Annotated in this window: 15 protein-coding genes, 1 pseudogene and 1 riboswitch; of the genes and pseudogenes, 6 read left to right on the top strand and 10 right to left on the bottom strand. The window is 62.7% G+C overall.

What is annotated here, in order from left to right; all coding sequences use genetic code 11:
• Positions 1 to 111: 111 nt before the first annotated feature.
• The gene (locus PHO31112_RS01355) at positions 112 to 1,515 is read left to right on the top strand and encodes an HdeD family acid-resistance protein (protein ID WP_150618841.1); all 1,404 of its coding nucleotides are present in this window, start codon (positions 112 to 114) and stop codon (positions 1,513 to 1,515) included.
• Positions 1,516 to 1,682: 167 nt separating this feature from the next.
• Positions 1,683 to 2,855, top strand: a complete 1,173-nt coding sequence (locus PHO31112_RS01360) for a lipase family protein (protein WP_150618842.1) — start codon at positions 1,683 to 1,685, stop codon at positions 2,853 to 2,855.
• 281 nt (positions 2,856 to 3,136) lie between these two features.
• Here PHO31112_RS01360 and PHO31112_RS28095 read toward each other — a convergent pair whose 3' ends face one another.
• From PHO31112_RS28095 to PHO31112_RS01385, 5 genes are all read right to left on the bottom strand, one after another.
• A complete protein-coding gene (locus PHO31112_RS28095) occupies positions 3,137 to 3,307 on the bottom strand; it encodes a DUF6726 family protein (protein ID WP_036663866.1) in 171 nt (56 codons plus the stop codon).
• Positions 3,308 to 3,529: 222 nt separating this feature from the next.
• The gene (locus PHO31112_RS01370; RefSeq protein WP_174995455.1) at positions 3,530 to 3,811 is read right to left on the bottom strand and encodes a DUF1653 domain-containing protein; all 282 of its coding nucleotides are present in this window, start codon (positions 3,809 to 3,811) and stop codon (positions 3,530 to 3,532) included.
• A 68-nt stretch (positions 3,812 to 3,879) separates the two neighbouring features.
• On the bottom strand, positions 3,880 to 4,671 hold the full coding sequence (locus PHO31112_RS01375; protein ID WP_174995456.1) for a bestrophin-like domain: 792 nt from the start codon (positions 4,669 to 4,671) through the stop codon (positions 3,880 to 3,882).
• Positions 4,672 to 4,835: 164 nt separating this feature from the next.
• Positions 4,836 to 5,321, bottom strand: a complete 486-nt coding sequence (locus tag PHO31112_RS01380; RefSeq protein ID WP_150618845.1) for a GNAT family N-acetyltransferase — start codon at positions 5,319 to 5,321, stop codon at positions 4,836 to 4,838.
• Complete coding sequence (locus PHO31112_RS01385) at positions 5,308 to 7,392, bottom strand: ATP-dependent helicase (protein ID WP_150618846.1); 2,085 nt, start codon at positions 7,390 to 7,392, stop codon at positions 5,308 to 5,310. The genes PHO31112_RS01380 and PHO31112_RS01385 overlap by 14 nt, the downstream gene beginning before the upstream one ends.
• Positions 7,393 to 7,589: 197 nt before the next feature.
• On the opposite strand from PHO31112_RS01385, the gene PHO31112_RS01390 reads away from it, so the two are divergent.
• Entirely contained in the window at positions 7,590 to 8,522 is a 933-nt protein-coding gene (locus tag PHO31112_RS01390; protein ID WP_150618847.1) for a DUF72 domain-containing protein, read from the top strand.
• On the opposite strand, the gene PHO31112_RS01395 is transcribed toward PHO31112_RS01390, so the two are convergent.
• From PHO31112_RS01395 to PHO31112_RS01410, 4 genes and pseudogenes are all read right to left on the bottom strand, one after another.
• Entirely contained in the window at positions 8,519 to 9,865 is a 1,347-nt protein-coding gene (locus PHO31112_RS01395) for a voltage-gated chloride channel family protein (protein ID WP_425495144.1), read from the bottom strand. The genes PHO31112_RS01390 and PHO31112_RS01395 overlap by 4 nt on opposite strands.
• Before the next feature lie 126 nt (positions 9,866 to 9,991).
• A riboswitch (Fluoride riboswitch) is annotated at positions 9,992 to 10,070 on the bottom strand.
• 186 nt (positions 10,071 to 10,256) lie between these two features.
• Positions 10,257 to 11,726 (bottom strand): catalase, encoded by a 1,470-nt coding sequence (locus tag PHO31112_RS01400; RefSeq protein ID WP_150618848.1) that lies wholly within the window; start codon positions 11,724 to 11,726, stop codon positions 10,257 to 10,259.
• 151 nt (positions 11,727 to 11,877) lie between these two features.
• Positions 11,878 to 13,035 (bottom strand): annotated as a pseudogene (locus tag PHO31112_RS01405) (cysteine desulfurase family protein); the annotation flags it as partial.
• A 227-nt stretch (positions 13,036 to 13,262) separates the two neighbouring features.
• Positions 13,263 to 14,360: a saccharopine dehydrogenase family protein gene (locus PHO31112_RS01410; RefSeq protein ID WP_150618850.1), complete on the bottom strand. Its 1,098-nt coding sequence runs from the start codon at positions 14,358 to 14,360 to the stop codon at positions 13,263 to 13,265.
• 350 nt (positions 14,361 to 14,710) lie between these two features.
• Here PHO31112_RS01410 and PHO31112_RS01415 point away from each other — a divergent pair, with 350 nt between their 5' ends.
• Positions 14,711 to 15,070, top strand: a complete 360-nt coding sequence (locus tag PHO31112_RS01415; protein ID WP_174995458.1) for an NADH-quinone oxidoreductase subunit A — start codon at positions 14,711 to 14,713, stop codon at positions 15,068 to 15,070.
• A gap of 120 nt (positions 15,071 to 15,190) precedes the next feature.
• On the opposite strand, the gene PHO31112_RS01420 is transcribed toward PHO31112_RS01415, so the two are convergent.
• Complete coding sequence (locus PHO31112_RS01420) at positions 15,191 to 16,126, bottom strand: LysR substrate-binding domain-containing protein (protein WP_150618852.1); 936 nt, start codon at positions 16,124 to 16,126, stop codon at positions 15,191 to 15,193.
• A 99-nt stretch (positions 16,127 to 16,225) separates the two neighbouring features.
• Between PHO31112_RS01420 and dsdA the strand changes: the two genes are divergently transcribed.
• Positions 16,226 to 17,575 (top strand): D-serine ammonia-lyase, encoded by a 1,350-nt coding sequence (gene dsdA / locus PHO31112_RS01425; RefSeq protein ID WP_150618853.1) that lies wholly within the window; start codon positions 16,226 to 16,228, stop codon positions 17,573 to 17,575.
• A 38-nt stretch (positions 17,576 to 17,613) separates the two neighbouring features.
• Positions 17,614 to 18,933: an MFS transporter gene (locus PHO31112_RS01430; RefSeq protein ID WP_217426997.1), complete on the top strand. Its 1,320-nt coding sequence runs from the start codon at positions 17,614 to 17,616 to the stop codon at positions 18,931 to 18,933.
• The last annotated feature ends 2 nt before the right edge of the window (positions 18,934 to 18,935 follow it).

The raw sequence follows: 18,935 nt of genomic DNA on the forward strand, positions 1-18,935 counted from the left end.
GTTCACGCGCTAAGATAGCGTCAAATAAGCTGAATCCCCAATCCTCCCGCATTCGGGGCGCGCGCTTTCTCCGTGATCGGCGGGATGGGCGCATGCGATGGAGACCTAACGTTGGTACGTCTGATACTGCTGTTGCTTGGCGTTGATTACCTGCGCCGCCGGGCGCGCGCACTGATCTGGATCGGTGCGATCTTCTTTGCCTTCGGGCTGGCCCTCATCTGCGACGCACTCGACGGTGTGGTGCACTTCCCGCTCAAGGTGTTCGCCTGGCTGCTCCTGCTCGAAGGGTTGGCAACGCTCGCCATCGTCACCATCGGCGTAGGTGGCCAGCGCATCGTGCGTGGGCTCAAAGGAGGCACGTTCACGATGGCCGCGTTGCTCGTGCTGTTCTTCGACCAACGATCCGGCAACTTCTGGCTGTCGATGCTGTTCGGTACCCTGTTCCTCGCCGACGGCCTGCTGCAATGCGTGGCCGCATATGTCGTGCGGTATCCGCGCTGGGCGTGGGCCATGGCGGGCGGGTTGCTTGAAATTGCCGTCGCGATCTTCTTCTACCAACCGTATCCGACGCACTACAAAGGCACGCTGCCGTATGCGATCGGGCTGGGACTCGCGTTCACTGGCTGGAACGTATTGGTGCTCGCGATGCGAGCGCGACGCATGCGCCGCGACTTCCGCGTCGAGCAGATTCTCGGCAGCCCGGAGGACAAGCGGCACTTGTGGGAAGAGCGTCTGCGTGCGCCGCGCTGGGAAGGCCCGCCGGCCGATTCCGAGCCGGCGTTGACAGTCCATGTCTGGACACCCTCGGGCTCGGCCAAAGCGCCGGCGCGCCGACACCCGGTGATCGATCGTTACATCGCCGCCGTCGACAAGAACGGCGTGATCTCGACGGGCCACGCGGCGCTGGAAAGCCATGAAGGCATCTACGTGAGCCTTTACCCGGCCAAGGAAATCGACCGCTCGCCGGACCAGTTCGGGCAACTGCTGCGCGCCACGCGCGAAAACGATGTGCCCGGCGTGTTCCAGCCTGACTACGCGACGGAATCGAAGGCTTGGTGTCCCTCGACGGTCAAAGTCCGCATTCGCAACTACAGCCCCCGGCAACTCAGCGCCTTTTGGCAGACTTACCAGCAGAACGCCACGTATAACCTCACGCACCGCAACTGCTCGAGCAGCGTCGCCAAGGCACTCGAAGCCGCCATCGAAGGCCGGGTCGGGCAACTGCCAAACGGGGCGGACGCCGGCTGGTGGACATTCGTACGCTTGTGGCTCACACCTGAGCTATGGGTCGCGGCCCAACTGCGCAAGCGAGCCAAGACAATGGCCTGGACACCGGGTCTGGTGCTTGATTACGCCCGTGCGGTGAGCATGCTCGTCGATCCGCGTCCGTTCGGCTGGATCACGATGTCATCGCTCGCGCTGCGTCGCATGCGGCGGTCGCGTCGCGCGTGGCGTGAGGCCGCAGAGCAAGCCGCCGTCGCGCAAACGCAAGGCAATCCGGCGTCGCACGGTTGAGCGCGGGTTGACGATGGATTGAGGGCGGGCCCCCGTCGAGACATTCGGAGGGAGACGGTGTAACGTCACCCGTACCGGCCAAGGCAACGACAGCCGGCATGCGGACGACGCGTATTCGTCGCTCGTGCGAACTTTGGAAGCACAACCCAAGACGAGGACAGCTCAGCATGTTCAACCGCCTGTGGCACTTCACGAGCGCCGCCCTGTTCGCCAGTCTGGTCATCGGCCGCGCTGCCCACGCGATCACGCCCGAAGCCGCTCCCGCCACCCTCCCTCACGGCGCCATCGTCGACCGGCAGCCGTTCGAAGCCGACCACGGTCTATCCGAGGCCGGCGAACAATTCCGCATTCGTTACAGTTCCATCGACGGCGTTGGCGGCATCGAGGCCCGCGAGGACACGGGCGCAGTCTTTCTGCCCAAGGGGCCGACACCGCCCGGCGGCTGGCCCGTAGTGGTGTGGGCGCATGGCACCGTGGGTGTCGCCAGCGCGTGTGCGCCGTCACTTAACGTACGCAGCCAACGCGACACTCAGTACCTTGGCACCTGGCTCTCGCTCGGCTTCGCGATTGTGGCGCCCGACTACGCGGGCCTTGGCTCGCAAGGGCTGCATCACTACCTGAATGCGCGTGCGGAAGCCTATAGCGTGCTCGACAGTCTGCTCGCCGCACGCAGCGTGTTCCCGTTGCAGAACCGCGTGGTCATCGTCGGGCAGTCGCAGGGGGCGCATGCGGCGTTCGCGGCGGCAGGCTATCAGCCGTTGTACGCGCCGGACGTCAAAGTGATCGCGACGGTGCTCACGGGCACGCCGTACTTCAATGCCCAGACGTCCGCCGCCATGCTGTTCGCGAGCCAACCCGATCCGGGCGCGCCGGACCCGAAGATTCCCTACGCAATGTACCTGTTCCTGTCGGCTGCCGACCGCGATCCGACATTGCAGGCAGCGCGGTACTTCTCACCGCAGGCGCTGCCTGTGCTCGACGAGGCCCGCACGCTTTGCATCGACGAGTTGACCAGTCACTCCACTGCCGCAGGCCTGAACGCCGGCAACAGCCTTCAGCCGATGATCCAGAAGCTGCTGAATCACCAAACGCCATCGCTGCGCTATCCGACACTTCATATCAAGCATCCGGTGTTCATTGGCTTTGGCAGCAAGGACATCGACGTGCCGGTCATCATGCAGCAAGCATTTGCGCACGACGTCGCCAAAGCGGGCACCACGACGCGCGTGCACCTATATGAGGGGCTCGACCATGACGCGACGCTCAATCCGTCCCTGCGCGATTCGGTGCCGTTCATCCTCGAGCAAATGTCGACAAAAAGACGTGCGCACGCACAATAGCTAGAGGAAGAACTCGGAATTCAGGAAGAGAGACAGGCTGGGACGTGTGTTAGCAAGGGAAATAAAGCATTGATTTCATGAAATTTATCTACCGTTGCAAGTATGCAACATGTAGAGACTTACGTAAAAATACATATGGTGCATTGCAGCACGTCGTCCTATACTGAATTCGTCTCCTCCATGTCTCCTCCTGATATGGATTTAGCCCGCAGCTTGCGGGCTTTCTTTTTTTCTACGTCCGGAAAACCGGCTGCCGTCCGGCCGCTCGTCACGCGGGCCGATCAGTCGATGGCCGCTGCGCAAGCGTCCGTCGGCGCGGCCAGCACGCCCCCGACGCCTGGAATGATCTTCAACCCCGCCGACGTCACCCGGCACGGCGCGGCCATCAATCCACACCCCGACACCGAAGTCACAAACGGAAGAATCGCGAACAAGGCCCACCAACGGCGCAGGTTGCGCGGCGCGGGCTTCGACGCCGATGTCGCGTCATTCGTCTCGGCGATGCGGAGATCGTGTTCGTCGGCCGCTACGGGGTGCGCGCGCGAAGCGGCAATGGCCTGGTGCATCGGGGGGAGTGAGGTCATGGGAGGGAGGTCCTGAAAATGGCGAGGTGAGGTGAATCGTGCGGTTCGGGCGCGCCGATACCAAGCGCGCGGGCGCGCAAACACGATGGCTCACGCGGCGGGGGTAGTGTGACCGATGTACGTGAAGCGCGGCACCGGCCCGCTCTGGGTCATCACCGGTTCGTTCCAAATGCGCAGCAGGCGGGTGCTCATGGGCAAGCCTTCACGTGGATAGAGTCGCGTATAGACGACGACCGGTTCATTCGTCTCGTCGGCGCGGGCGATGCCCAGCGCGAGGTAGCAATTGCCTTTGTAGTGACGGTAGACACCTGGGCGGAACGCCTCGATTTCCGGTGTGGATTCCGCCGACGGCATTGGCATATTCGAATACATCGTTCTCTTCTCCTCCTTACGACAACCGGAACCGATCCGGGACAAGAAACGCTCGCGAAACGCCCGCGTCAGCGTGTCACCGCGATACCCACCGATTTCGCCAGTGGCACAGGCGAAATGGCCGACACACCGCGGAACGGTTCATCCAGATTGATGATCAGGGCAATCACCATCCCGATGGCACCCATATGGATCGCAATGATGAAATTTCCTTTCCACGAACCGGGATACCGCCCATTCATCGCCATTGCCGCCAGCATGAAGAGCGAAATGACCCACCAGAACACGCCGGGTACCGTCTTCGTCGAGTTCTCGAAGCGTCCCTGGCGCGACTCCTCCAGCCGATCGAGCAGTGTACGGATCGAACTGGCGCTGTCTTCGTGCCTCGTGATCACGCGGCGCGTGGCACCGACAAACGCCGTGAGCGCTTGCTCCGTCACCGGCGACAAGTCGGGATCGGCCGTGCCCAACGTTGCCCATTCGTCGGTGACCGCAGACTTCACGTAACTGCGCAGCAGCACGCGCGCGGCCTGCGCATCGGCGTCTCCTACCGCTTTGAGTTCCCGATCCAGACGCCTTACCACCGACGCCTCGTGCAATGCCTGATCGTCGGCGCGGCCAAGATTGCCGCGCACGTCGGTCAACACGTGAGCAAGCACGAAGACGATGAACGCCAGCAGGCTGCCATGGACCACATCGGCCGCCGTGCCGCGCACCTCGGACGGGTCGGCCAGCCGGTCGAACAACCAGATACGCACCAGCCAGGCGACGACGACAGCGACCAGCGCCGTGCCGAACGCCATACAGATAAGCAACAGCCCCGTCGGCAGCAACGTCAATTGGTCAACCAGCCATTGCATTTGCATCCCCTCGCATGCGTCTTTTGAAGTTTCTATGAAAACGGCATGGCAGCGATGCGCAACGCCCCGCCGCCAATGCGGCGACTATACCTGATGCGCAAAAGAGGGCAACTTCGGAAAATTTCCGTGTCTGACAACGGAAACGTGGCGAGAGTTTTCGCGGCTCAGAGGGCCTTGGTCAGCAACACGGTCGTGAAGCCGCTATCCCATTCCTCGTCGGGATACATCGCGACCTCGGCGTAACCGTGTCTGGCATAGAACGCGCGGCTTTGTGTGTTGAACGTGTCGGTTTCGAGCCGGGCGATGCGATGTCCAAGCGCGCGCATGTGCGCCTCGGCGTGCGCCAGTAACAATGCGCCGATGCCACGACGCTGCTGCGACGGCGCCACATGCAAGGCGTCGACGAAGTCGCCTGCAACGTGCACCATGCCGACGACCGAATCGTCATCCACGTCCAGCGCCGCCACCACGAACGCGTTCCAATGGGCCTGCACATACGCTTGCGTGCGTTCGCCGGAGCCGAACGCTGCCGCCACCTCGGGCCGCAGCATGGGTGCCCACGTCGTGTGATAGGTCTGCATGAGCAGCGACGTCAACGCGGCCGCATCCGACTCACGCGCGTCGCGCAAAACAATCTCAGGACCACGCATTGCGGAGCTTCCTTGCGACATCGATGTGGACGGTCACGTCGCCCACCGGACCACGCGGAACATCGCCCTCGCGCGGCTTCGGCAGCATCTCGTACAGCGGCAGCATCTTGTCGGAGACGAAACGGCTGCGCGTGCCATACACGTGACGATCTCCCAGACCGGTTTGCTGATGCACGTAAAACCGCTGCGGCACCACCAGTTGCAGCGACACTTTCGCCCGCGTCATCGCCACGTACAACAGCCGCCGCTCTTCCTCGATGTCCGCGTCGTCGCCCGTACTCATGTCGGACGGAATGCATCCGTCGATCACGTTGAGCACGTAGACCGAGTGCCACTCCTGCCCCTTCGCGCTGTGGATGGTCGACAGAATCAGGTAATCCTCATCGAGCAACGGCACGCCGGATTGCGCGCTCGTGGCGTCCGGGGGATCGAGCGTCAATTCGGTCAGGAATGTCTCGCGAGAGCCATACGTGCCCGCAATGCGGGCGAGCTGTTCGAGATCGGCCTGACGCACGGCGGCATCGTCGAAGCGTTGCGTGAGCATAGGTGCGTACCAGCGCAACGCGAGATCGACATCGGCAGGCCATGCAACGCGTGTGTCATGCAGCGCCATGAAGACTTCCACGAACGCCCGCCAATCGGCGGCTGCCGCCGACGGCGGTTTGAAGTCTGCGAGCACCTGTGCGGGCGTGGCCGATTGCGCCATGACGTCGAGCAGACGTGTTGCGCTCACCGGGCCAATGCCCGGGATGAGTTGCGCCACCCGAAACCCCGACAGGCGGCTGGCCGGGTTGTGCGCCCAGCGCAGGATCGACAGCATGTCCTTCACATGCGCCGCCTCAAGGAACTTTAGCCCCCCGAACTTCACGAACGGGATGTTGCGGCGTGTCAATTCCAGTTCCAGCGCTGCGCTATGGCTGCCAGTACGAAACAACACCGCCTGCTGCTTCAATGGCGTGCCGGTCTCGCGCTGCGCCAGCACCTGATCGGCGACCCAGCGCGCCTGCCCCGATTCGTCGCTCACGTTGACAAGCTGCGGCAAACGCGTCGAGTGGCGATCGGTCCACAGTGCCTTCGCATAGCGCTCGCTAGACTCGGCGATCACGGCATTGGACGCATCGAGAATCGGTTGCGTCGACCGGTAGTTACGCTCGAGCGTGACCACATGCGCGGGCTCGGCGAACTGTGCCGGGAAATCGAGGATGTTGCGGATCGTGGCCGCGCGAAAAGCATAGATCGACTGCGCATCGTCCCCGACAACAGTCAGGCCGCGCCCATCGGGCTTCATCCCGAGCAGAATCTGCGCCTGCAAGCGGTTGGTGTCCTGATACTCGTCAACAAGAACATGATCGAAGCGCTCACCCAACTCGCGCGCGAGTTCTGGTGCGCCCATCGTTTCAGCCCAGTACAACAGCAAGTCGTCGTAGTCGAGAACGTGTTGTGCCTGCTTCGCGTCGACATAAGCGCCAAAGAGCGTTTTGAGTTGCGCCTCCCATTGCGCGCACCATGGGAAGTGCTTCGCGAGTACCTCCGAGAGCGGTGCCTGACTGTTCACCACGCGCGAATAGATCGACAGGCAGGTGCCCTTGAGCGGGAAGCGCGACTGCGTGCTGGAAAAACCGAGTTCGTGACGCGCGATGCCAAGCAGATCCTCGGCGTCGCTGCGATCGTGAATGGTGAACGCTTCCGACAGACCGATGCGCGAGGCAAAGTCACGCAGCAAGCGCGCACCGATGGCGTGAAACGTTCCGGCCCACGGCAGCGACGGCGGTTGCGACGACGCCAGCCCCAACACCTTCTGAAGCACGGCCCCCACGCGCCGCTCCATTTCCCCCGCCGCGCGGCGCGAAAACGTGAGCAGCAAGATGCGATTGGGGTCCGCCCCGCGCACGATCAGGTTGGCCACGCGATGGGCAAGGGTGCTGGTTTTGCCCGAACCCGCCCCGGCAATGACGAGCAACGGGCCGCCGGGCTCGCCGCCGTCACCCACACCGTGGTCGACGGCCTCGCGCTGGCGTTCGTTGAGTTCAGCCCACGGATTGCGGGCAGCGGCAGTCGGCTGTTCTGACATGCGAGATCTGGGAGAACCTCGAGAATGCGGACGATTGCCCGAGGTTACGCTCAAAGAGTACTGTATATTTATACATTATAACGGCGGCGCCAATGCCCATCGAGCCCCTTTTGAATTCGAGACAATTCGGGACAATTCGAAACGAACCGCAGCGGCTTCCCCGCCAGCGCCCTATTGAAGCCCCACCGACCAGCCTCATGACGATTCGCACCGGCACCTCGTCATGGACCGATCCGACACTCATTGCGTGCGGACGGTTCTACCCGCCGGGCGTCGCTACGCCCGAGGCGCGGTTGCGTCACTACGCGTCGAAGTTCGATCTGGTGGAAGTCGACAGCAGCTATTACCGTTTGCCCGATGCCGCCGTGGCATGGCGATGGACGCAACGCACGCCGCCGTCGTTTCGCTTCCACATCAAGGCATTTCGCGCGTTCACCGGCCATACGACACCGCTCGCGGCATTGCCCCCCGACATCGCCGGCGCACTTGGCGCGAGCGGTGGGGCGAGACCATGGCCTGCGGGCGGCGTCACGCCGGATGACATCCCCACCGAGCTGCGCGACGAACTCTGGCGACGCTATCTCGAAGCCGTCGAGCCGCTGCGTCAGAGCGGACAACTGACGGCGATTCACTTCCAGTTCTCGCCACGCGTGCGCAACGACAAGGCAGGCCGGGCGCTCGTCTTCGAGACAGCACGGCGGCTGGAGGGCGAGCGGCACGCCATCGAATTTCGGCACCGTAGCTGGTTCGACACGTCATCGCGCGAAGCCGCCACGCTGGCCATGTTGCGCGAGACTGGCGCGGCGCACACCATCGTCGACAGTCCGGAGGGATTCGACAATACGGTGCCCGCCGTGTGGGCGACGACGCGCGACGACCTGTGCGTCGTGCGTCTGCATGGCCGGAATGCGGACGCGTGGAACCGGCAGGGCGTTGTCGCCTCGTCCGGACGATTCGTCTACGAATACAGCGCGAGCGAATTGATCGACATTTCGGCTCGCGTCCAACGCATTGCGGCGCTGGCCGACGACACACATGTCCTCTTCAACACGAATCACGAGGATCAGGGCATGAAAAACGCGGCGGCATTTCAGCGAACGCTGAGGGATCTGGCGCGCGGCACCGTTTAGCGGCGGTGCGTGTCCTGCGCGTCCTCCGTGGCACGGCGACCTGCCCCGAGCGACTTGCGCCATGCCGGCAGGTCGGCAAGTCGCGTGCCTTCCGGCACTGCGCCATGTTTGCCGTGCCCGACGCGCTGTGCACGATATATCCCCGTATGCCCGGAACACAGATACGCCAGCACGCACGCGATCGCAGCGTAGCTCCCGATCTGCGGGCCGAAGATCTCGATGGCCATCAACGTCGACGCAATGGGCGTGTTGGCAGCCCCGGCGAATACCGCGACAAAACCGATGCCCGCGAGCACGGCAGCGGGCAACGTCAACACATGCGAGAGCGCATTGCCGAGCGTCGCGCCGATGTAGAACAACGGCGTCACCTCCCCGCCCTTGAAGCCCGAGCCCAGCGTGACCACCGTGAAGAGCGCCTTGCCGAGGAAGTCGTACCAGGGCAACGTAGTATGAAACGCGTCGACGATGGTCGGAATGCCGAGGCCGAGGTACTGCGGCGTGCCCAACGCCGTGGCAGCGGCCGCGACCAGCACGCCCCCGGCCACGGGCCGCAGCGGAGCGTAGGCGATGCGCCGTTTCATGAAGGCAGACATTGCATGCGTCGCCTGCGCGAAGGCCATGCCGGCCAGTCCGCAAAGCACCCCGGCGACCGCGGCACTGAACGCGCCCGAGAGCGACATCGACGCGGCAAATAAGCCAGGTGCGATCGTGTACGCAGTGTGATGCACTCCCCAGGCACGCGTGACGGCGTCGCCGACGAGCGCCGCGACGAGACACGGCAACAGGGCGTCATAACGCAGGCGGCCGATGGCGAGAACTTCCAGACCGAAGACAGCGCCCGCGAGCGGCGTGCCGAATACCGATGCGAACCCTGCGGCAATGCCCGACATCAGCAGCACACGACGCTGTTCGCCAGACAGCCGGAAGACGTGGGTGAGTTGATCGGCCAGAGCGCCGCCCATCTGCACGGCGGTGCCTTCCCGCCCGGCGGACCCGCCAAACAGATGCGTGACGACAGTGCCAACGAGCACGAGCGGCGCCATGCGCAACGGCACGACGCGTTGCGGATCGTGAATCTCGTCGATCAGCAGATTGTTGCCGGCTTCCACACTGGCGCCGAGGCGCAGGTAGATCCAGCCGACCCCGAAGCCAGCCACGGGGAGCAGCCAAAGCAGCCACGGATGAATCAGCCGGGTATCGGTCGCGAGATCGAGTGCAACGAGAAACAGCGCCGACGCGCTGCCGGCCATCACACCGGCGAGCGCGGCAAGCGCACTGACATGGGCGGCACGCGGCAGTACACCGAATAGGTCACGCAACGGGGAATCGTGAAACATCTTCATGGGCTCAAACATCGGGACGAGCGACGTCGTCGACAAATTGCCTGAACACTGCCGGGAGGGAATCGGGATTCGAAGGGAACGAGAGAAATGCTCGTACGCATAGCCCGCAACCTCCCGGCACGCCAGGATCTTGCAGGCATCATCAGCCCCGGGGAGGGGCGGTTTGCGAAACGAACGCCGGAGGTATGCCATCTCCGTGTAGCAGTCGTCATGCTATCAGGAAGCACGCGCACTCACAATGAGTGACAATTTTTGCACCGGAATAACGAACCGGATCGGCGCGTCGTCAAACTCGACGCAAGACGTGACACCGAACGCTCCCCCTACGAAAACGGCGGGCGCGACGCCATGCATCGCGACCCGCCGCAGTCGATAGCGTGGCAAAAAACGCCTACTTCTTGGCGCTCTTCACCGCTTGCTCGATGCGCGCACCGACATCCCTGTCGATCTGCTTCCAATAGTCGAAGGCCCGCTCGAGTACCGGGCTGCGCACCCCGGCCAGCAACGCGCCCGACACGGTCTCGACCAGACGCGTGCGTGCCGCATCGTCGAATACGTGACGCACCAGATTGCCCGGTTGCGAAAAGTCGTCGTCCTCTTCGTGCAGCGTATAGGCACTGCGCACCATAGCGCCATCCGACTCCCAACCGTCCTCCGCCGGGCCCGTCTGATCGGCATACGGACGGCCACCGCTATTCGGCACATAAGTCGGCGCATTGCCGCTGTGTTCGAACGCCATGTGGCCGTCGAACATATACGACTGCACCGGCACCTTCGGGCGATTGACCGGCAGTTGATGGAAGTTCGTCCCGATGCGGTTGCGCTGCGCGTCGTTGTACGCGAAGGCGCGTCCGAGCAGCATCTTGTCGGGCGACAGGCCGATGCCCGGCACGGTATTGCCTGGCGAGAACGCCGCCTGCTCGATCTGCGCGAAGAAGTTCTCCGGATTGCGGTTGAGCGTCATCTTGCCCACCTTCATCAGCGGATAGTCCTTGTGCGACCACGTCTTCGTCAGGTCGAACGGATTGAAGCGGTACTGTTTCGCGTCGGCATACGGCATGACCTGCACCCACAGAATCCAGCTCGGATGCTCACCGCGCACGATGGCGTTGAACAGATCCCGGCGATGGAAGTCGGCGTCCTGACCGGACATCGTTGCCGCTTCGGCGTTCGAGAAGCATTCCATGCCCTGCTCGGTATGGAAGTGATACTTCACCCAGAATTTCTCGCCGCTCGCATTGATCCACAGATAGGTATGCGAACCGTAGCCGTTCATGTGCCGCCAGGTACGCGGCAAGCCACGGTCGCCCATCAGATACGTCACCTGGTGCGCCGACTCCGGATTGTTCGTCCAGAAGTCCCATTGCATATGGTTGTCGCGCAACCCCGAGTCCGGCAAACGCTTTTGACTGCGGATGAAGTGCGGGAACTTCATCGGGTCGCGCACAAAGAAAACCGGTGTGTTGTTGCCGACGAGATCGTAATTGCCTTCGTCGGTATAGAACTTGAGGGAGAAGCCGCGCACGTCGCGCCAGGTATCGGGGCTGCCTGATTCGCCCGCGACCGTGGAAAAGCGCGCGAGCATTTCCACCTTGGCGCCCTTCCTGAATAGCGAGGCCTTGGTATATCGGCTGACATCTTCGGTAGTTTCGAATATGCCGAAAGCGCCTGCACCTTTCGCGTGGGGCTGACGCTCGGGCACCTTCTCCCGATTGAAGTGCGCCATTTGCTCGATGAAGTGAACGTCGTGAAGCAGCAGCGGGCCATCCGCCCCGACCGATAGCGTGTTTCGGTCGCTTGCCGCCGGCGCACCGGCGCCTGTCGTTGATCCGGTGTCCGAACTATCTTTCTCTTTGCTCATGCATACCTCCGATGTGAAGGTGGGTGGGGAGAGGGAGAGAATGGCAGTCAGCAGTGTCGCAAGTCGTTCAAAGCATAATACAAGACGGCGACACACACCCTTCGGCGTTCGGCGCGTTGGAGCGCCGAAGCAAGCGGCAAACGTGATCTCAGGCGGCTAATGCCCGGCACTGACAGACGGCGCGTTCGAAGCAGGCAATCGCGAAGTCGACGCAAGCCTCGTCGGTAAAGCGACCGAGGCTCACGCGCACGGTGCGGCTCGCCGCTTCACCGTCGAGTCCGATGGCACTCAGCACGTGCGAAGGCTGCCCCGAGGCCGAGTTACAAGCCGACGTCGACGACACGGCGAGATTACCGTTGAGCATGAACGTGTAGAACCCGGGATGCCGGACCGTCAGGCTCAGCGTATGCGGAATGCGTTGCGCATCGGACGCGTTGTGCACCACGCCGTCAAATGCCAGCACGCCGTCGAGCAGGCGGCGGCTCAGTTGGGCAATGCGCGCGTTATCGGTCGTCATGGCCTGCATGGCCAACTCGCACGCCGTCCCCATGCCAACGATCTGATGCGTTGCCAGCGTGCCGGAGCGCAAGCCGCGTTCATGACCGCCGCCGTGCATTTGAGGCGCGACGCGCGGCATGACATCCTTGCTCACGTACAGCGCGCCGACCCCCTTCGGCCCGTACACCTTGTGTGCCGACATCGAGAGCATATCGATGCCCATGGCCTTCACGTCGATGGGCGTCTTGCCTAGCGCCTGCGCAGCATCGACATGCAGCAGCGCCCCTGCCGCGTGCACGACTCTGGAAATGGCCGCGACGTCGGTCAGCGTGCCGAGTTCGTTATTGACCAGCATGAGCGACACCAGTCCCGTATCGGGACGCAGCGCCGCCGCCACCGCATCGACCGTGATCTCGCCGGTGACCGAAGGCGTCAGATACGTTACCGGCACGCCGCGCTTTTCCAGATACGCCATCGTGTCGAGAATCGCCTTGTGCTCCAGCACGCTCGTCATCATGTGCGCGCGCGCCTGCCCCAGCTCCGCGTAGCCCTTGAGCGCCAGATTGTTCGATTCGGTGGCGCCGGACGTCCACACGATCTCCGTCGGGTCGGCACCGATGAGTGCCGCGACCTGCGCGCGCGAGCGCTCCACGAGACGGCGCGCGCTCACGCCCGCCGCATGCGAACTCGACGCGGGATTGCCGAAGACGCCATCCACGCCGAGGCAGTCGGACATCGCGGCAATCACAGCCGCGTCGGCGGGCGTGGTGGCGGCATAGTCGAAGTAATGGAGTGTTTCTCTCTCGCGCATGATCGGCCCCGGATAAATAAGTGCGTCGATCCTACGCGGCGGAAGTGAGAAAAGGCTTGCCGAATCACCCATCCGAGACAGATTTTATGGAAAATCCATCCCAACAATCACAAAAATCAGGAAATTTTATCCAGACCCAATCCAACAGCCCTCACCGGCCGGGAATCGCACGGTGACTTCGAGCCCGCCGCCGCGTCGGCGAGCGACGCGGCGGCGCGCTTCTTGCGTCAGGAGAGGGATTCGATACGCGTCGAATGGGCGTAGACCTGACCGAAGCGATTGGCCAGAAAGTCCGGCAAGGCAATCTGCTCCTGCCGTATGAAGCCGCGCTGCGGTAATTGTCCGGCAAAGAACATATCGACCGCTGCACAGATGGCCGATGCCGTCGTGATCTGAATCGCACTGGCACTGTGTCCGTTATTGCGCTCCGCGAAGATCTTCCGCGCAAAGACTTCTTGCGTGAGCACCCCGCCGCGCAGACCGCTCACGACCACGAAGATGAGCACCACGTCCTGCAAGGTGCTCGGCACGGCGCGCTTGAGCATTGTCTTAAGCGTCTCCTGATCGTCTTTCAGACGCAGTTCGTTCAACAACACCTTCATCAACGCCCCATGGCCCGGATAGCGCACCGACTTGTAATCGAGATCGCGCACGCGCCCACTGAGTGTTTCACACAGCGTGCCCAGCCCGCCCGAGGTGTTGAACGCCTCGTACTCCACGCCATCGAGCGAGAAGTGTTCCAGGTCCTCCAGCGGCTGTACGGTCAGCCTGACGCCGTCGCGAATTGCCTCGCACGGCTGGCAATACTCGTTGATCAGCCCGTCGACGCTCCACGTCAGGTTGTATTTCAGCGAGTTGGTGGGGAACGCCGGCAACGCGCCGACGCGCATCTTCACGGAGTCGACCTGATCGAACGCCGCCGCCAGGTGATGCGCCGCGATAGCGATGAAACCCGGGGCCAGACCGCACTGGGGCATCAGCGCAGTCGATGCCCCTTCTGCGAGTTGCTGGATGGCATGGGTCGCGGCCACGTCTTCGGTCAGGTCGAAGTAGTGACAGCCGGCCGCCACTGCGGCCGTCGCAGCACTCGTCGCCATCGTGTAAGGCAGCGCATTGACGACGGCGTCGTGGCCCGACATGGCCTTCCGTAATGAGCCCGTGTCGCTACCGGTCAGTTCGACAAACGCATCCGCATATTCATGGACCACCGCAGACGCCAGCGGGTTGCGGTCGAAAACCGTCACCCGGTAGTCGCCGCTGTCATGCAGCAGGCGTGCGATGGTCTGGCCGATATGTCCCGCGCCAAGTAAAGCGATCTTTTTCATGTTTTTTCCCCGGATCAAGATGTCGAACAAGAGGGCTCGCATCACGCCCGCGTCATCCCGTCGGCGTTCGTGCAAGCACCACAACATCAATTCTAGGGAGGGTGTCCGATGAAATGTAGCGTCAATTCGTCGTAAAAACGCATTCATTCGTCTAAATGACGATTTTTATGACGAATCATATAAACAGCCTGCATAACTCGGCCAAGTGCACGAGCGCCAACGACGGTGGGGACTCGCCGGCAGGGACACTCCCCAAAGCTGTCGCCAAGGGGGAACGTCTGCGCGCGTCGAAGGCACTAACGCGCACCGCCCGGCACGACATTCGGTGCCGACCTCATGAAGGAACCCCGGTGCAACTCTCCGAATACTTCCCCGTCCTGCTGTTTCTGATTGTCGCTCTGCTCATCGGCGCGGGCCTGCTGGTGGTCGCAAAGCCGATTCGGCCACATCGTCCGGACGCCGAGAAGAATTCCCCGTACGAGTGCGGGTTCAACGCTTTCGGCGACGCCCGCAAACAGTTCGACGTGCGCTACTACCGCGTCGCGATCTTTTTCATCGTGTTCGATATCGAATTGGCATTCACCATTCCGTGGGCCGTGGCGATGCGAGACGTGGGCTGGCCCGGCTTTATCGCCATGATGTTCTTCCTGTTCGTTCTCGCGGTCGGTTTCGCTTATGAATGGGGCAAGAAAGCGCTGGATTGGGAGTAAGGGTTAAGCGCAGAAGTCAAAACTGAACGCGACCGTCACGAATCGTGTTGCTCTCTTCGTCGATAAGTGCGCCTGCGGCCGCTTCTACAGCGGGAGGCGTTGCTGCGATATCCTCTCGAATTACTCCTGAAGCAAGCGGTGCCGCTCGATATCGAAACGATGGCACTCCCGCTTGATCCAATCGGAAAAAATCAGGGTTCGACGGTCGTGAGGGTCACGAGAGAGCAGCACGTATCTCGCAGGCGCTTTCACCGGCTTGCCCATGATCGCGACCAGACGGCCGCTTCGAATGTCGTCGTAGACAAGTGCCGTCCGTCCCATGGCGACGCCCTGGTGACTGAGTGCCGCCGCCAGCGCAAGGCTCGACAAGTTGAATTGGGGGCCGTCGATATGGCGCGGCCCGTCGGGGCAATTCACTCGCATCCACGTTCGCCACTCGACGAATTCCGCCGCGCCGACCCACGGCGACGCGTCGTGCAGGAACACCACGCCGTCCAGCGAGGTGGCGTCCGCGAGCCCCGGATGGGCCGCCAGATACTCCGGCGTGGCGACCGCCACCAGATATTCGTCGAGCAGCACGTCGGCCCGGACCTCCGAGTATGTCGTGGGGTCGTAGCGCACGGCGACATCGATGTCTTCCACACGCATGGACTGCCGGTCCACGCTCTGAAATTCGGCCCGCAATCGCACGGAAACGTCCGGCTCCTGCCGGTGGAACTCCGTCAGGCGCGGCATCAGCCATTGCAGCGCAAAGGACGGCAGGCAACTCACCTGAAGCGGCGCATTCGATAGCCCGAGCCTCTGCAATGTCGCCTGAATATCGCCCAACGCGCGCGTGGTGACCTCGAACAGCACCTCGCCCTTGCCGGTGAGTTTCAGACTCCGCGCTTGCCGCACGAACAACCGATACCCAAGCCGCTCCTCCAAATGCCGAATCTGTTGGCTGACGGCACTTTGCGTGAGATTCAGCGACCGCGACGCCTGCGTGAAACTCAGCAGTCGCGCCGCCGCTTCGAAGCATCGCAGCGCCCCGAGCACGGATGAATCCAGTTGCATATGAATTAGCCCAGCTAATGCGTTCATTAGAATCCAGCGCTATTTTTACCCGAAACCAGACGCTAGCATCGTGCCAAGTATCAGTAAATTGTGAGCAAAATGCCAATGATGTCTGCCCTCCTCCAGTTCGGAACCCTATTAGCCAAGCTTCAAGCAAGGATTCCTGCACTCTGGTTGAACGACCGGCTCGGACAGCCGCTGCCCTCGAGCGCCCCGTCGACGGCGCTGATCGAAGACGCTCAAGAGCGCATGGCCCGCTGCGCGCCGCTTCTCGCCGAGCTTTTCCCCGAACTGAGCGACACCGGCGGACACATCGAGTCGGTGTTGATGCCCGCCGACAAACTGAAAACCGCGCTGTCGGGCGACAGTGCCGCCAGCGCGGGTGCATGGTTCCTCAAGCGAGACGATGCCTTGCCCGTGGCGGGTTCGATCAAGGCGCGTGGCGGCTTCCACGAAGTGTTGGCGGTCGCCGAGGAAATTGCGTTGACGCGCGGATTGATTTCGCCGGACGACGACCGCCGCCGTCTCAACACGCCGGAAGTGCGAGCCGTCTTCGCTCAATACACCGTTGCCGTGGGCAGCACGGGCAATCTCGGCCTGAGCATCGGCGTGATGGCGGCCGCGCTGGGATTCGACACCGTGGTCCACATGTCCGCCGATGCGAAGGCCTGGAAAAAAGACCGTCTCCGCAAGCGCGGCGTGCGCGTTATCGAGCATGTCGGCGACTACGCGGAAGCCGTCGCCGGCGGTCGTGCTCAGGCGTCGGCACTGCCGCACAGTCACTTCGTCGACGACGAGCGCTCGGACCTGCTCTTCTTCGGCTACGCCGCAAGCGCACGTCACCTCGCCGCCCAATTGCAAGACGCGGGCAGGCCTGTCGATGCGCAACACCCGCTGTTCGTCTACCTGCCGTGCGGTGTGGGCGGTGCGCCCGGTGGCATCACCTATGGGCTGAAAGCGCTGTTCGGCCCGCACGTTCACTGCTTCTTCGTCGAACCGGTCGCGTCCCCCTGCATGCTGGTGCAACTGGCCTCGCATAGCGACACACCTGTCTCCGTCTACGACATCGGCCTCGACAACAAGACCGACGCCGATGGCTTGGCCGTGGGCGAAGCCTCCCATCTGGTGGCGCCGCTCATGGCATCGCAGCTCTCGGGCGTGTTCACCGTCTCGGATGTGGCGCTTTTCCTGAACCTTCGCGCACTGAAGTCCAGTCTCGGGGTGTTGGTCGAACCGTCTGCTGCGGCAGGCGTTAGCGGCCCGCAGTGGATCAGCGATTCGCCGGAGGGCCAGGCCTACGTTCGACAGCACGGCCTCGACATGACTCAGGCGACTCACGTGATCTGGTCGACCGGCGGCTCGCTCGTGCCCCCCGAAGAACTCAAAGCATTTCACGACCATGCAGAGGCACTGGCGCGACGCGGGGAATCCGCCTTGCAGACCAGTTGATTCCACGAACGTCCATACCCGCCGCGGGAGTTAGGCTCATGAAACAACAGGCAACGATTACACCGGACATCGGCGCAGGCATCGAGCGCACGACATTCGAAGACGCGACCTATCGGAAGGTCGCCATGCGGTTCATCCCCTTCCTGATGCTGTGCTACGTGGTCGCGTATCTCGACCGCGTGAACATCGGTATCGCGAAGCTCAACATGCTGGCCGATCTGCAATTCAGCGAAGCGGCGTACGGGTTGGGCGCCGGTTTGTTCTTCGTCGGCTACATGCTTTTCGAAGTGCCGAGCAACCTGATCATGCATCGCGTCGGCGCACGCCTGTGGATCGCACGCATCATGATTTCCTGGGGCTTGCTCTCCGGGATCATGGCGTTCGTCAGCGCGCCGTGGCAGTTCTACGTGGTGCGCTTTCTGCTCGGCGTGGCGGAAGCCGGGTTCTACCCGGGCGTCATTCTCTTTCTGACGTACTGGTTCCCCAATCGCCGCCGCGCGAAGATGACGGCCATCTTTCAGGCAGGCATTCCGGTCGCGGGTCTTATCGGGGGCCCGCTTTCCGGCTGGATTCTCGACACCTTCCATCAAGTCGGCGGACATGCCGGCTGGCAGTGGGTGTTCGTGCTCGAAGCGTTGCCTACGATCCCGCTGGCCATCGGTGTGCTTCTGATCCTGACGGACCGCGTCAAAGATGCCAAATGGCTCACGCAAGCACAACGCGAATTGATCGCACACGATATTGCGCAGGATGACCAGGGGCGCCCGCATATGCCCATGTCGCAGATCGTGCGCGACGTGCGCATCGGCAAGATCATCCTGATGACGTTCCCCGCGATGATGGCGCTCTACACGCTGGGCTTCTACCTGCCCACGCTCATCAAGGACGCCGGTGCAGTGGGCGGTCTTCAGGTCGGGCTGCTCAGCGCCATCCCTTACTGCGTCGCTGCGGTCGCAATGGTCGCCGTCGGCAGAAGTTCGGATCGCCGGCGCGAACGCCGCTGGCATCTGGCCGGCATCATGCTGCTCGGATCTGCCGGACTCGTCGCCAGTGTGTTCGCCTCACAAAATCTGACGCTCGCGATTATTTCGCTTTCGGTGGCTGCCGCTGGCATCATCAGCTTCTCGCCCATCATGTGGACGTTGCCGACGGCATTCCTCGGCGGCGCCACGGCGGCGGCGTCGATCGGTGCCATCAACAGTCTGGCCAACCTGGGAGGCTTCGTCAGCCCGTACCTGATCGGCTGGATTCGCGACACCTATCACAGCACCGCCCCCGCGATCTTCATCATTGCAGGCTCGCTCGTCATCAGCGCGCTGATCGCGCTGAGCTTCGACCCGAAGACGGTGAACCGATAAGC

It is taken from the genome of Pandoraea horticolens, assembly GCF_902459555.1.
In the GTDB taxonomy this organism is placed as follows: Bacteria; Pseudomonadota; Gammaproteobacteria; order Burkholderiales; family Burkholderiaceae; genus Pandoraea; species Pandoraea horticolens.